This is a genomic window from Pseudomonas sp. MDT1-17 (assembly GCF_054898105.1).
Genome location: NZ_JBUBVM010000001.1, coordinates 2,849,969 through 2,865,110, shown reverse-complemented (window position 1 = coordinate 2,865,110; position 15,142 = coordinate 2,849,969). Strand labels below are relative to the sequence as shown.

At 62.4% G+C, this 15,142-nt stretch carries 9 protein-coding genes; all 9 read right to left on the bottom strand.

The window, feature by feature from the left end; genetic code table 11:
* Position 1 precedes the first annotated feature (1 nt).
* Positions 2–805 carry a hypothetical protein gene (locus ACYZTX_RS13255; RefSeq protein ID WP_462034410.1) on the bottom strand — a complete coding sequence of 268 codons (804 nt, stop codon included), beginning with the start codon at positions 803–805 and terminating at the stop codon, positions 2–4.
* Positions 786–2,492, bottom strand: coding sequence for a GspE/PulE family protein (locus tag ACYZTX_RS13250; protein ID WP_462034409.1), 1,707 nt, complete (start codon positions 2,490–2,492; stop codon positions 786–788). The genes ACYZTX_RS13255 and ACYZTX_RS13250 overlap by 20 nt, the downstream gene beginning before the upstream one ends.
* A gap of 84 nt (positions 2,493–2,576) precedes the next feature.
* Positions 2,577–3,110 (bottom strand): response regulator, encoded by a 534-nt coding sequence (locus ACYZTX_RS13245; RefSeq protein ID WP_462034408.1) that lies wholly within the window; start codon positions 3,108–3,110, stop codon positions 2,577–2,579.
* 226 nt (positions 3,111–3,336) lie between these two features.
* Complete coding sequence (locus ACYZTX_RS13240; RefSeq protein ID WP_462034407.1) at positions 3,337–4,290, bottom strand: peptidylprolyl isomerase; 954 nt, start codon at positions 4,288–4,290, stop codon at positions 3,337–3,339.
* Positions 4,291–4,305: 15 nt separating this feature from the next.
* Positions 4,306–5,856 (bottom strand): cytochrome c/ABC transporter substrate-binding protein, encoded by a 1,551-nt coding sequence (locus ACYZTX_RS13235; protein ID WP_462034406.1) that lies wholly within the window; start codon positions 5,854–5,856, stop codon positions 4,306–4,308.
* A 9-nt stretch (positions 5,857–5,865) separates the two neighbouring features.
* Positions 5,866–6,501 carry an SCO family protein gene (locus tag ACYZTX_RS13230; protein WP_462034405.1) on the bottom strand — a complete coding sequence of 212 codons (636 nt, stop codon included), beginning with the start codon at positions 6,499–6,501 and terminating at the stop codon, positions 5,866–5,868.
* Positions 6,498–7,154 carry an SCO family protein gene (locus ACYZTX_RS13225; RefSeq protein ID WP_462034404.1) on the bottom strand — a complete coding sequence of 219 codons (657 nt, stop codon included), beginning with the start codon at positions 7,152–7,154 and terminating at the stop codon, positions 6,498–6,500. The genes ACYZTX_RS13230 and ACYZTX_RS13225 overlap by 4 nt, the downstream gene beginning before the upstream one ends.
* 13 nt (positions 7,155–7,167) lie before the next feature.
* Positions 7,168–9,120, bottom strand: coding sequence for a YncE family protein (locus ACYZTX_RS13220; RefSeq protein ID WP_462034403.1), 1,953 nt, complete (start codon positions 9,118–9,120; stop codon positions 7,168–7,170).
* 36 nt (positions 9,121–9,156) lie between these two features.
* A complete protein-coding gene (gene mnxG / locus ACYZTX_RS13215; protein ID WP_462034402.1) occupies positions 9,157–14,985 on the bottom strand; it encodes a manganese-oxidizing multicopper oxidase MnxG in 5,829 nt (1,942 codons plus the stop codon).
* Positions 14,986–15,142 lie beyond the last annotated feature (157 nt).

Here is a 15,142-nt window from a genome sequence, read left to right as displayed (position 1 = left end):
ATCAGGCCACCGCCCGGGACATGACGTACAAGCCATCGCGTACGGATGTCCGGTCTTCATCGAGGGTTCGCAGGTGCACGCCGGGCACCTCAGGATGCGAGTCAATGCGGGCCGGCGCGTGCAGGTAAATATTCAGCGGCCGGTCGCTGGTGGACGCCTGTAATTGGTTTTCACGACCGATCAATGCCGTCAGTGCGGCGTCGCTGTCGCTGCTGCCCACCGAACGCACCGATGCCCAGCGCCCTTCCCGGGCCAGCAGCAACACACTGCGCACCGGCTCGGCGACCACGAACAGGAAGTCCCCGGCGTCGAAGCTTTTATCGAAATGATTGAACGCCGCCATCAGGTACGGCTGCACCGAACGCAGGCGCAGGGCACGACCGGTGACCAGCGTGCGCAGCTGCGTCAGCAAGTCTTGCGGCAGCGCGGTGGCGACCCGGTCGTAGCCCGCCGGTTCAGCCGACAGCACCAGGCTCCAGGGTTGATTCGGCACACCGTAAAGGTCTTCGAAACACAGTTGGGCAAACCCGAGCAATTCGGCAGGGCTGCTGATCTGTTCGCTCCAGGGCACCAGACAGAAGCGGCTGAAGTGCCCGGAGATCACCACACTCAATTCGGCACCGGGACGGGTGTGTTCGGCCAGCAGACGGTCGAGCGTTTCCAGGGCCACGGCCCAGGCATGGAAGCCTTCGTCGATAAAACCGACGCTGCCCAGCCACAGGGTTTCACTGCCACGGCGCTGGCCCAGACCGACACCACTGGCGCCGAGCACGGCGACAAAACGATCACGAGATAAAAGTGACACGATTGATCTCCTCGAGCGTGGTCCGCCCCTCTGCAACCAGTTCCAGTGCCGACTCGCGCAACAGGCGCAAGCCACGACTGCAAGCCAGGATCTTGATTTTCGAAATGGGTTGGCGCTCGACGATCATTTGCCGCAACTCGTCGTCGAGGTGCAGCAGTTCGGCAATCGCCGTACGCCCGCGGTAACCGGTGCCCCGGCAGTGGCCGCAGCCCTTGCCATGGACGAAGTGGTAGTGATCGACCTGTTGCGGATCGAGGCCCGAAGCGCGCAGTTCTTCGTCAGTCGGGTTGCTTGGCGCACTGCAACTGGCGCAGACCAGTCGAATCAAGCGCTGGGCCAGCACGGCATTGAGTGCCGAAACGAGGCTGTAAGGATCGATTTCCATCTGGGTGAAGCGGCCGATCACGTCGAACACGTTGTTGGCGTGAATGGTGGTGAACACCAGGTGCCCGGTGAGCGCCGATTGCACGGCGATCTGTGCGGTGTCGGGGTCACGGATTTCACCGACCATGATTTTGTCCGGGTCATGGCGCAGGATCGAGCGCAAGCCACGGGCGAAGGTCAGGCCTTTCTTTTCGTTGACCGGGATTTGCAGCACGCCAGGCAGTTGGTATTCCACCGGGTCTTCAATGGTGATGATCTTTTCCACGCCGTGGTTGATCTCGGTGATCATCGCGTACAGCGTGGTGGTTTTGCCGCTACCGGTGGGGCCGGTCACCAGCACCATGCCGTAAGGTTCGGCGGCCAGCCGACGCAGATGGCGCAGGGTTTCGTCGTCGAAGCCCAAGGCTTGCAACTGCACACCGCAGACCTTGTCGGCCAGGTCCTGTTTGTCGAGGACCCGCAGTACGGCGTCTTCGCCGAAAATGCTCGGCATGATCGAGACCCGAAAGTCGATCTGCCGGCCGCTGATGCCGATCTTGAAGCGACCGTCCTGGGGCACGCGTTTTTCGCCGATGTCCAGTTCGGCCATGACCTTGACCCGGGAAATCACCTGCTCGGCGAACTCGCTGCCCTGGATTTTGCTGATGTTGTTCAGCACGCCATCGATCCGGTACTTGATCACCAGGCCGCTGCCGGTGGTGCCCAGATGGATATCGCTGGCGTGCATTTTCAGCGCGTCGTAGAGGGTTGAGTTGACCAGTTTGACCACCACGCTGGCGTCTTCGCTGATGCTGGTCAGGGACAGGCTTTGCAGGGTATCGATTTCGACGTTGGCGCCGGCCTGGGCGTTGAGCGATTCCACGGCATGGAAGCTTTCTTCGTGGCGTGCCAGGTAGGCTTTCAGGTCGTCGGCATGCACCAGGTACAGCGGCGCGCCGTGCAGGCAGTCGTCGATCCAGGCCAGGCGAGTCGTGTCGAAGGGGTCAGCGAACACACCAATGACCGCATCGTCGTGACGCAGCAGGATGAATTCGCGCTTGAGGCATTGAGCCAGGGTGATCCGGTCGAACACCGGGGTGGATTGAAACAGGGCGTCGGTGTCGAGCACCGGATAATGCAGGGTAGCGCCGAGGCACTGGATGAAGGGCATGGGGGCCAGTTCGCACAACACCCCGAGGGCTTCCAGGATACGTTCGCCGGAACTGGTTGCCCTGGCCCGGGCCTGGGCCAATTGCTCACTGGAAAATCTTGACGGTACACAGTCCAACAGCGCCGATTCGACGGCAAGGGATAGACGGTCCATGGCATGCTCTCCAACGCCGGGGGCTTTGAGCCCTGTCGACGCGGCAGGCCATTGCGGCGGATGCCGGAACGTCTTGTCGCGCCACTACTCCCCGGTGAACAATTGTTCGTCGTCTGGTGCCATGGAGGTCGATAGATTTCGTCGACGATCTGCCAGCACCCAACTGCCGTCGTACAACTGCAGCGGGAAACTCTCGGTCCTGCTCTGGCGTCGTTCGACAAAACCTTGCGAATTGCTCATGCCTGCTTTGGGTTCGCGCTCCATCCCCAGAAGGTCGCAGACTGCTCGGGCCAATTCCGCCAATGGAAACGGTTTGAACAGGATATGGCTGACTCCCAGTTGCCGGGCCCGCTCACAGACTTCAGCGGTGGGGTGCCCGGTAATCAGCACAAAATGACACTTCCTGTTCTGGCGGACAGCATCGAGCACCTCAAAGCCTTCCATGTCGGGCAAGCGGTAATCGAACACCATCACATCAGGTGCAAACTGTTCGGCTTCACCGATACCCGTCACACCGTCATGTGCAATCCGGACGTCGAGCTCTTGCGCCTGAAGGTAATCCTTGAGGTTTTGGGCAAGGAGCAGTTCGTCTTCGACAACCAGTACTTTGTTTAACAAGGTCGACTCCTTGAAACCGCAGGTCCGATGTTCCAACCCTGGGAGTACGCGCCTTCACTGAGGCTAACGCACACTTCATGCCAGGCTGAGCGCCGGTTTTTTTACCGTTGCACGTCTTTGATTTTCATGAAAAAACCATTTCGTCCAGAAACTCCATCCCCCAAAGGCGGGGAAGCGCTCGGATGTGCCTTGAAGCTATTCCCCACTATTGGGGGGGGGGGAACCTTCAATCATCGTCAATCCGTTCGATTCGATTGCTTGATCGCAGCTGCGCGAGCACCTGTAGACGAGCCTGAGCCTGTTGCTGTCGGGCAAGGTAAGCCCTGACCATTTCAAGCCCCTGCACCTCTGAGACATCGGTCGCCTCCAAGTGGTTCTGCAGGTAGATCAAATGCCAGCCCAGCGGCGTACGCACGGGTGTACTGACAGCCCCCGGCGCCAGGGCAAAGGCCGCCGCTTCGAATTCAGGCATCATCCGCCCACGCGGAAAATAGCCCAGATCACCGCCCTCGCTCGCAGAAGCGTCTTCGGAGCCGGCCCGGGCCACGCTGGCAAAATCCTCACCCTGACTGATTTTTACCTGCATCTCCTCTAAGCGTAGCCGGGCTGCTTCAACTGTGGCGGAATCAGCGCCTTGAGGCACTTTGATCAGAATGTGCCGTGCCTGGATTTCTTCCGGCCGGCTCATCTCGGTGAGATGCTCCTCATAGAACGCACGGACCTGTTTTTCGTCTGGCCCGGCGACCTTGGCGAGGTCAGCAAATACCTGCTGGGCCGCAAGTTCGCGGCGGGTGTACTCGGTATACGCGGCCTCGTCGAAACCGGCGTCTTCCAGGCGCCGCACGAACACGTCGGCACCGCCCATGGCTTGCCGGGTCTGATCAACCTGGCTTTGCACCACTTCGTCACTGATCACCACCCCGCGCTTGACGGCTTCCTGCCACAGCAATTCTTTATCAATCAAGGCTGTCAGTGCCGCCTGACGCAATTGCTTGTAGGCCTTGGGATTACGGATGCTGCCCAGCGCCCGGCCCTGGTCCTCCAGGTATTCGGCGAAATAGCGCTCCAGGCGGAACGCGGATATTTCTTCGTCATTGACCCGCGCGGCGGCCGGGCCATCGCTGCAGAACGCCAAGGGAACCCACATCGTGAGCAGGAGCAGCAGCGTCTTGAGCATCATGATCGAGACCTCCAGTCAGGGTGTAGCGGCAATCGGTTTGTAGGGAGCGACCAGATAAAAGCGCTGGTCGGGCAAGTCCACGGTGACGATATGCGCGCCGCTCAAGCCCAGGCGGCGGCCCGGACCGAAGCTGATCAGCGGGGTCAGCCCGGTATCGAAGTTGTGCAGGCCTTCCAGCGCACTGATGAGTTTCTCGCGGCTGGCGTCGCGCCCGGCCTGTTTCATGCCTTCGCTGAACAGCAACATCGAACTGAACGCGCCGACTTGCAGCACCGCGTGCTGACCACCAAGCCCCTGGTGTTTGCGCAACTGGGTCAGGGCCAGGCGTCCGGCCAGCGTCCAGTCACTGGGTACGAACGGATAAGCCAGAAACACCCGCCGGGAAAAAGCACTGGGCACCTGCAACAGATCACCCGCCACCTGGTTTGACGCGGCGAACAGGTAAGGCACCTGCCCTGCCGCCTGCAAGCGCTCGGCGAGGCGACTGAAACCGCCGCCGCTGCCCAGGTAAAACACGGAACGCGAGCCCAGTGGCAGTTCGTCCAGCGCCGAGTCGTAGGCTTGCAGACTGACCTTTTGCCAGGCGTTATCTTCCAGGTACTGGCCGAGGTTCTGCGCCGCCAACCGTTGACTGGGCTCGTCCGGGTAGGTGATCAGCGTCGGTCCCTGGAGCACCCGCAAACTGTCGGTGGCGTAATCGGCCAAGGCAATCAGTTGCTCGCGCAAACCCGGCAGCGGTTCGAAGATCTGTCGACTGGTCTGCGCCGTGCCCAGCAATGACAACGGTCCGATCAACGGAATGCCGGTCCGCTCCAGGCGCGCGGCCAGGTCCAGATCCAGTGCCGGTGCCAAAGGCGCGATCAGGGCGAACACCTGCTCCCGCTCGATCAACTGATCCAGCGCCTGCTCGGCACTGGCGCGGTCCGGGCCCGGGTCGGCCATGGTCAGGCGCAACTGCCGGCCATGAATCCCGCCCGCTTCGTTGATGCGCGCCACGCTGCCCTGGAGCACCGCCGCGATCGTGGCACCCTCCCCGCTCAACGGCCCCTGGCGTGGCAGCAAGGTGCCCAGGTGCAGACTGTCGGGGGTCAGGCCAGGGTCGTGGTCATCGGCCACACGTTTGAGGTAGGCCGTGAGGTTGCGCTGATCATTCATCGACAGGACGAAGCGCGGCATCGCCGGATCAAGTCGATTGTTACCCGGATCACGCCCTTCCTGGATGGCACGCGCTAACGTGCCTTCGGTATACGCCGGGTAATTACGACCATTGATTTGCTGCTGGCCGTAGGTGCTGGTGAGTCGCGACCAGCTAAGCTCCGGCGGTCGCACCCCGCCCTCGGGCCGCCCCAGGCCATCGGCGCCGTGGCAGTTGGCGCACGGCAGGCTGGTGGCCGGCAACAGCATACCCGCCGCCCCGACCCGCGCCATGATCGGCTCGCCACTGCCGGAAACACCCTCGCGATACAGCCGTTTACCGGCGCTTTCGTTGGGGCTCAGCGGCAACGCTTCCGCGGCGAATTGGAGGCCGCCGAACAGTAACAGGCCGAGGATGAGTGAGGTTTTCATGGCGCAGGCTCAACGGCCAGCCACGGGCATTGTCAGCAACTGCAAGCGCTGGGCAATGGCGGCGGCCGGGGCATCGGGACGGATTTTGCTCCAGCGTTTGTTGGCCACGTCTCCCACGATCAGTTGGGTTGAATGCTGCTCGGGGGTCGGCACGATCTGGCCGATGCGCCTCAGTACAAGGTCCATTTGCGCCTTGTCACCGGTTAGAAAAAGCCAGTGGGGGCCATCGACGCCCTGCTTCAAGGTGTAAGCCTTGAGTACCGCCGGGGTGTCCCGCAGCGGATCACTGGTAAGGGAGATAAAAGTGATGCCGTCGGCCTTGTCGCCCAGCAACTCACGCACTTCCTTGAGCTTGCGGGTGATCAGCGGGCAGGCATCATTGCAACGGGTGAAAATCACGTTGAGCAGCACCACGCGATTTTGCAGCGCGTCGCTGTAGAAACGCAGGGTCTCGCCGTTCTGGTCCTGCAACGGCGTGTCGGTAAACCAGGTTTTCGCATCGCGGGTGCCGCTGGCCGGTGGTGCGGTAACGGCGGCAACAGCGGTCACCGCGGGGGCCGGCGCTTCGTGCCCTTCATGGGCCAACGCCAGCGAACTGAACAGGTAAAAGCAAACCGTCCGGGTGATCCAGTCGAGGGCTCTCATGGCTGCTGCTCCATAGCGATGGCGGTGTGCTTGGCGTGGGCGTTGCGCTGACCGCTGAGTTTCTCCACTTCACGGGCCAGCACCTTTGGGTCGGTGAAGCCGTAATAGCGGGTCCAGTGGCGGCTGTTGCCGTCCCCCACCAGAATCAGTGGCTGATGGCTTTTGAAGTCCCCGCTGAAGGTGCCCAGGCCCTTGAGGGTTTCGTTGATCGACTTCGAGCTGCCGGTCAGCCAGCTCCAGCCCGGGCCGTTCTGGAAGTTGCGGGCGTAGTCGTTCAGGCGCTTGGCGTCATCGCGCTGCGGGTCGATGCTGATCGACACCAGTTGCACCTCGTCGCCGACCCGGGCACCCAGCTGTTTTTGCACCTTGCCCATGATCGACGACACCACTGGGCAGACCGTGGTGCAACGGGTGTAGATGAAGCTCATGACCACAATCTTGTTGGTCACCAGGTCTTTTTCCAGGCGCACCGGTTTGCCGTTCTGGTCCACCAGCGCCACGTCGGCGAACTTGATCTGGGCGCTCTCCGAACGGGCGCTTTTGGCCGGCATTTCGTGACCGGCGTGCTCATCCGCCGAGTGGGCCAGGGCCTGACCGGTGCCGGCGGCCAACAGGCAGAACGTCAGCAGTCCACGGTGTGCGAATCGGTTCATGTCGAAACTCCTTTTAGTGGGCATCGCCGGGCAGGACCCGAACGCTGGCAAAAGTCTTGTCGTCGAAACTCGCGCCCAGCGACGCCGCGCGTACGTGCAGGTACCAGGCGCCGTTCTGGTCGAGGGTCACCGGGGCTTCATAAACCCCGTCGGCCACTTCCAGCGCGGCGACTTCCTGGGCCCGGGATGTCGGGGCCCGGAAGTAGCGCACCTGAACGTCCTTGACCCCGCTGCGCTGGACCTTCTGTTTGCCCTGAACGATGCGAAAGCGCACCACGTAAGGACTGCCAAGGGCGGCCGTGGATTTGTCGAGCATGAATTCCACCTTCGGCACACCCGCACGCGGGTCGAGGTTTTTATCCGGCTCAACCAATGCCCTGAAGCAATGGATGATGTTCGGCTGGTTCAGCAGGAAGGCCACGTCGAAACGCCCGGCGGGGGGCAGTTTGATCCGGGCGCTGTACAGCCCCGGCTCGACTTCGCGCAGGCTGCGGTCGATGACCATCGCCGCCCGCGCCACTTGCCCACGATTGGGGTAGCCGGACATCGGCGCGTTCATGCCTTCGGCGTAGAAGTAGGTGGTGTTGTCCACCGGGTTGACCACAAACACCGCGTTGTCGTCCCGTGACACGGCCAGGCTCGATGCCAACGGCAAATCACCCGCCAACCGTGGCGCCTGAGGCCCGGCTTCGAAACCCTGGCTGATGGGCGTGCGGCCCTCGCCGAGGGATGACAGGTTGATCATCGTGACCTTGGCCGAGGCCAGCCCGCGAACGTAGGCATAGGCCTTGGTGAACACCACTTGATAGGGTTCGGCGGACACGTCCAGTTCATGGATCAACGAATCGGTGGCCGCGTCGATCACCGAGGCCTGGTTCTCCAGGGTGTTGAGTACGATGCCGAAACGACCGTCAGCGCTGAAACCCATCGGGCCCAGGCCCTGTTTCATCTTGATCACCCGCCGTACCGCGAAGCTGGCGGTGTCGACCACAGTCACCGTGCCGTCCTTGCCATCGGCGACATACACCGCCTGGGACAGTGGCGAGTACGCCACGGACAACGGGTTTGAGCCGGTTTGCAGTTGCTTGCTGATGGTCAGGCTGGCGATGTCGATGATGCTCAGCGTCCCGTCATCGCGGTTGGTGACGAAGGCAAAACGACTGTCCTTGCTGAAGGCGATTTCGTGATGCCCGGCACCGGTGGCCAGGTGCTTGAGGGTCTTGAAGCTGCGCGTGTCGATCACCGTCACCCCCGACGCCTCGGCCGACTTCGCGTTGTTGCCAACCCACAGCAGACGCTCATCGGGTTGCAATGCCAGTCGCACCGGGTTGCTACCGGCGGCCACCGAGTCGATCAACTTGAATTGCTCGCTGTCGATCACCGCAATCTCATCGGCCGTTGGCATCGAGACGAACACCCGCTTGTTGTCACGGGGGGTTACCCAGTCCATCGGCGGCTGCTTGATATCAATCCGCGCCATGGTGCTGGTGATCCCGCCCACCGACACCGACGGGTCGACCACCGAGACACTGGCATCGCGGTTCATCACCAGCAGAAAGTAGCTGTTCAGATCGAGCAACGGCCGCGCGCCGATGCTCGATTTCAGAAACACCCCCACCCGCGACTTGCAGCTGTGCTCCCGGCCTTGCGCCTTGTCGGCGGCGACGGATTCCGGATCGAGCCAGGCCCCCGGGTTCACGCCCGACAAGGGTTGGCCCGAAGCGCTGTCAGTGACCCGAAAGCGTACGTCGGCGAATCCACCTTCGCGCAGCACGCCGTCCTCCGCCAGCGGCCGCACCTCGAGCGCCACCGACACCCCGTCGCGCTTAAGCTTTTGGCCGCTCCAGGTGTCTGGCAGCGCGACCTTGCTCAGCATGTCCGGGGGCGCCGTGCGCCATACCCCCAGCCAGATCAGCGCCAACCCCACAACCAGCGCACATCCAGCCACTTTGATGGTCCTGCTCATAATGCTTCTCCCCTTCAGATCTGTGTCTGCTATGGCTCAAGGTGCCGGAGCCGGTTCTGGTTCGTTGGTCACCCGCAGCAATCCCCAAAGCCCGGCGGTGTTGCCATAAGCGCCGTAATCACGGAACAGGTAGTCGCCCGGTATTGCGTTGCTGCCCCCGGCGCTCGGGTGCATGAAGCTGAAGTGCGCCGCCGGCAGGATGCTTTCGCGGGCACCGATGTACATCGACATCGGGTTGTAGCCGAACCGCACCGACCCCACCCCTGGTGTATTCGTCGGATAACCGCCGGTATCGCTCTTCTCCGACTGGAACGGGTTGACCGACCAGACGTGACCGTCAAGCTGGAAGGTCGTACCGCGGCTACCACCGGTGGGCATCATGATGTGGGTGCGGAACGGTTGCCCCGGCTTCACATACAGCACCGGCGTTTGCGGATCGCCTCCCACCAGCGCGTTGCTGTAAGCCATGTGCGCATTGGGCACGTCACCATAACCATGGCCGTCGGCACGGCCGAACGGCGCATCCGGTGCCAGCCCGAAGCGGTACCACAGCGGCTCGGCCTTGTAGTTGATGGCCATGCTCGAGTTGTCCTGCGGATCGGTCGGCACACCCAGGCCTTCGGCGGCAATGCCTTCGACCGGCCGGCCGTTTGCCCAGCGGATGTTCAGGGCTTTTTGCCAGACCATCGCAAAGTCGCGGTAGGTGGTTTGCCCCGCAGCGGTGACCGTCGCCGTCACTTTGCGCGCATCGTCAACCCAGGTCGCCCCGATCGGCAGGATGCTCATCGCTCCGCCCAGGCCTTTCTGCGGCTGTTTGATGACGTCCGCCGGGGTGAAATTCAACCCGCCGAACTCCACCGCCGTGGCGTTGATGTTGTCGACACTGCGGCCCAGTTGCGTGATCGGCTTGCCTTCACGCTCCAGGTGCCCTGCGTAGTACTGATAGGTACGCGTCGGGTACGCGCCGATACTGCCAACACGCGGCGGCACGGTCTGGATCGGGTTGGCGCCGACGTTAGTGCCGTCGGATTTGGTGATGTCGTACGCCAGCAGTTGCGCGTGCAGGCCAACGTGGCTGGACGGCCGCATCAGGTTATTGCTGAAGGTGGTCGCCCCCAGGCCGCTGTTGCGATCACGCTTGACCACGCCTTGCATCACCGCTGTCTGGGTCAGGTCCGGCATGATCATGGGCAGACGGTTTTCCAGGGTGATTTTGATGCAATCACCGGCCGCCGCGCGCAGCACCAGCGGTTCGACAGGCACACCGGGGTTGAGCTTGCCGGTGATCGGGTCGAGATCGCCCTTGCGCACATAAAGGATCGCCGTCGGGTCATGCAGCGGCCCGCTTTGCCCGCCGATGGTGAAGGTCTCACCGTCTTCGGGGTCGGTCACGGTGACCTGCGCAATGCTCACGGGGCGCGAGTTGAACACCAGCGTGCCGCCCGCCGGATTCAACGCCCCACCGACATGTTGCCCAATCCCCGCCGGATCGCCGATGGACAGGTTCAGCGGGTTGCCGAGGATGTCGTTGGCCAGCGCCGCGACCACGTCATAGTTGCGTTGCACGGTCGGCCGGGTGCCGATGCCATTAGGGTTGGCGCCATACCGTGGGCAGATACCATCGAACGCCACAGTGTTGCGCATACCCATCGGTTTCGGGTTGTTCGGCAGCGCGAACAGATCGCTGCGCTGGGCCGTGTAGTTGCGCATCACGCCCCAGATCCCGCTCCAGTATCCTTCCAGGGAGGCGTCCATCGAGTACAGGTAGTCACCCGTGGTCGCGGCCGAGCTGGAGACCATCGACACCGGTGCATTGAAGCCCAATTGCTCGGAGATCCCGACCATCTGCGACGAACGCCAGCCCGAGTTGGAGCTGTTGCCGAACCCGGAACCACTCTGCAGCCATTTCACGCCATGCAGGGTCACGTTGTGCTCTTCTTCATGACCGCCGGCATGCACCCGCAGCCGCACGTTGTCACCGGTGTAGGTACGCAGCATCGGGGTGAACGGGTCACCCGGTTCTGCGCCGCCACGGTTGATGTGCGGCGGGAACAGCGTAGTGCCGCCGGTTGGACCGGTGGCCGCAGTCACCAGGTTCGGTGCCAGGTTCATCGCCGGAATGGCGCGGTCGGTGCGGCTTTGCATGGCATACGCCAGGTCGCCGCCGAGGTCGTCGGCCTGCATGCCGCGCTTGCCGTCCGGGCCGACCTTGTTCGGGTCGTACACTCGCAGGGCCAGCGGTTCGTTGCGGTAATTGACCACGAACATGCCCGGGTCATCGACCGAGATGGCTTGTGGGCATGGCCGGCTTGGGCAACCGGGCACTTGCCCGCCTTGCACTTCGACGATCCCTTCCAACAAGTCGCTGGCGTTATTGCGCACCGGTGGGTTGATCGCGAAGCGGAAGCTGTCGGCGGTGGCCGGGAAGGCTTGCGGATCGGGTATGCCATCGGGGCCGGCGCCTACATACACACCCGCTTCATAGGCGTGCTGGAAGTCGCTGTACTCAAGGAAGAACTCCCGGAAGCTGTCGTTCTTGCCGTCACCATCGATGTCACCGGTGGAAATTACCGCTTGCCATGAAGTCGGCCCGCCATCCTGCCGCGCGCCGCTGTACAACGGCTCGCCGGTTTCGGCGTGGAACCAGGTAGAACCCGCCGGTTCAGCCAGTACAGTGGCATACAGACCGATCTGTTGGTGAGTCGATGGGCCAAAGTGGTCATGGGTGAAAATGGTCCCCAACCCACGGTCGACACCTTTGGCGTTCACCACCGGATCGATAAACCAGCGCTGCATTGCAGTGCGCGCTCCGACCCAATCAGCACGGCCAAATTGACCGAAGTACGGGTGATTTGTGGCTTTCGGACAGGCCGGCGTGGCGTCACGCGGGTCGGTGCCTTCGCACTGGTTGAACTCGCGAATGGCGCGGATGCGTGATTGCACCGCACCGGGTGAAAGCACGCCGTCTTCGTAGTTCCAGCCGTTGGCCGAACCGTCGGCGGCCGTCAGGTCCCATTTCGGCAGGTGAATGTGCTGGCCAATCACGTCGGTTGGCGTGCGCACCTGATAGTCGTCCATTTCATAGGTGGCCGGCACCAGGTTGGTTTGCTGGTATTGCACGCAGTCAAAGGTGTTCATGCGCATCACCAAAGGCTCTGGTGGACGCTGCTTGGTAATCACCGGCCAGGCGTCTTCCCACAGCGCAAGAATGCGTGCTTGCGGGAAGTGGTAACCGACCTTGTTGTAGACCGCGTCGAACTGGATGTTCGCGGCTTTGTAGACGCGTGGACGGTCGGCGGTGAACGTCGACGTACCGGTGAAGGACATGCCGTCGAGCCGTTCGCCGCTGGCAAACTCGCCAGTGCCGGCGCTGCTGCTCAGGCGTTTTTGCCGGTCATCCATGCAGGGTTCGTAATACGGTGCGCCCGCAATCGGCAAGGCACCGTTGGTGCGGAAGTTGCGCGCCACCACCTGATTGCCCGGCAGCACGGCAAAGCTTGGGTGGTCCTTTTTGGCGTGGAACGCCATGGCCGCCTGTTCGACTTCGGTGCCCTCTTCCGGCATGTAAATCGGTTTGGCGCGGGTCACTTCCTTGGAGAAATCCAGGGACGTGGTAATCGTGTTCGCCTGGCCACCGGAGGAGAAGCCGTCCAGCGTATGACGCCCCAGACCGCCGTCCCAGCCACCGGACTGAGCCGGGTCGAGGTTGGCCCACAAGGCGTTGCCGCTGGATTTCAAGGACTGAGCCGTGGCAGCGTCGAGCATGTCCAGCGGTGGGGTCGGTGGGCGTTGGCCGACCGAGCTTTCCATGCCGCCGATCCAGAACGGATAGCCAGGGTTTTTCAGGCTGCCATCGGCATTGCGGTTGGCTTCACTGCGATCCACCAGGGCCAGGGAACCGATGGCTTGAGCGCCGCCGTTGCCGCCATGATGTTCGCCGTCGTCATCCTCCTCGTCATCGTCGCCACCGGCCACCAGGATTTCGCCGATTTTCGGCACGACCGCGACTTTGCCCGGCATCGGTGGCATGGCTTTGCCTGGCAGCGGCACGACGGCTGGAATCGGTGTACCGGCAACGATCTCGCCATCGGGCAAGGCCCGGGCGCCTGCAGCCGGTTTACCGCTGCGCAGCGCATAAGGCTCGCTGTGATAACCGTCGGCGCCCTGCTGGGACACCTCGAGTTTGGTGCCTTCCTCAAAGACGTCATGCACCCGCCACATGCTCCACATGCCTTGCGCGAAGTGCGGATAAAAGTGGCAGTGATAGATCGCATCGCCCGCGACCCGGTTGCGGTTGCCCGACCCACCGTTGGCGATTTCGTAGGTGTAACCGGCGCCCGGACCAATGCCTTGGGCGTCCACATAGTCGGAGTTGTCGTCGTTGGGGTTGAACAACCACTGGTGCCCGTGCAGGTGGAAAATGTGTGCCTCGTGACCGTTGTGGGTGTTGCGGAATTTGATGAAGTCACCGATGTAGCTGTGGTTGACGTTCGACGGCTCGGACGGATACAGCGCCATGGTCGCCTTGACCCCGACCTGATCGGCGCTCGGCACTTGACCGGGGAGAATGCCTTCCAGGCCGGCGTTGGCCGGCACGTCCACCAGCATGGCCACGTCGCCGACAGTGTGGGAACTGAGGAAGAATTCTTCATAGGCGCAGGACAGGCAATCGTGCATCGGCCCGACGCCCAAACGGTTGGCGACCACTTCGGCGCCCAAGCCGCCGGAGCCATAGTTGATCATGAACGAGTCGCGGGTCGGCTCCAGCACGTGGGCCATCACCGGGTCTGCCCAGTAGGCGGGGAACGCCTGGGTCGCAGCGGTTTCATCCTGGAACTGCGAAGCAAAATCGCGGAAAGGTTCCAGACGATTCGGGATCGCCGGGTTGCGTTTACCGATAGATTCCAGCGGATAGGTTGACGGCGGGAAGCTGCCATCGGCGTTGCTGCCCATCACCACCGCGTCACTCTCGCTGGAAATGATTTCATTACCGTCGACCATGTTGATGATCGGCGTACCGGCCTTGCCTTCACGGACCCACGGCTCGCGTTGTGGGTAGCGCGCCTGGTAATCCACGATCGGTTGACCGGCCGGGGTGCGGCCGACGCTGGCCAGGCGCATTTCTTCTTCGGTCACGGTGTTGCGATAGGTGCGGCCGCCCTTGGGCACCACGACAACCTGGCCGAACAGTCCGTTGGCCACGTTGCCTGCATCCCCTTCACCGCCGAAGGTCGCGCCGCGGCTGCTGGCGGCAAACGCGCCTTCGCGCTCGGCGTACAAGGTGTAGGAGCGGGTGGCACCCGGGGGAATCAAAGTATTGGCGTTGCGCCCGGTATAGGACGCAATGTCGTCGATGCTGTTGACCGCTTGCAGGCCATTGACCTGGAAGCCGACGTGGCGGTCGGCGACCTGTTCATCGACCTTGAATTCGTCTTTGTTGCCGATGGCGACTTCGCCCTCAATCTCACCCTCTTCCTCCCCCCCGTCTTCATGGCTGCCGGGGTTGGCCTGGTAGGCGAGCAGGTTCTGCAGGTTGATGGTCAGGCAGTCACCGGCAGCGACACGCAATACCAGTGGACGCGGACGCTTGTCGGGCCGCAGCGACACTTTGCCCGGCACCGCCGCCCCGCCCTGGGCCAGGGACATTTCGTGGTCGTCGACCACATCGCGGCGCAGGGCGAACATCATGCCGTTGACGTTCTGCGCGCCGAGGCGGTTGAACATCAGCGGTTGATCCAGCGCCACGACGTTGGCCACCAGATTACGCTCGCAGCGCACGGCCGCCTCAGCCAGCTCAATGCCAAGCATCGACACCACCAACAACAGCAAGTTAAAAACGGACGGAGTGTTGGGTATGCCGGTCATGATCACGGGGCCTCGCTGTGGGTGCTCACAGGGAATAATTCTCGATAAATCCCTTGAGCAATCCGCATGCCATAAATAATTCGATTGTTTTTCAATTGCTTACATCAACGACTTAATAACTCGGGGGATATTCCCCACCCATTCCCCCCACTTTTCG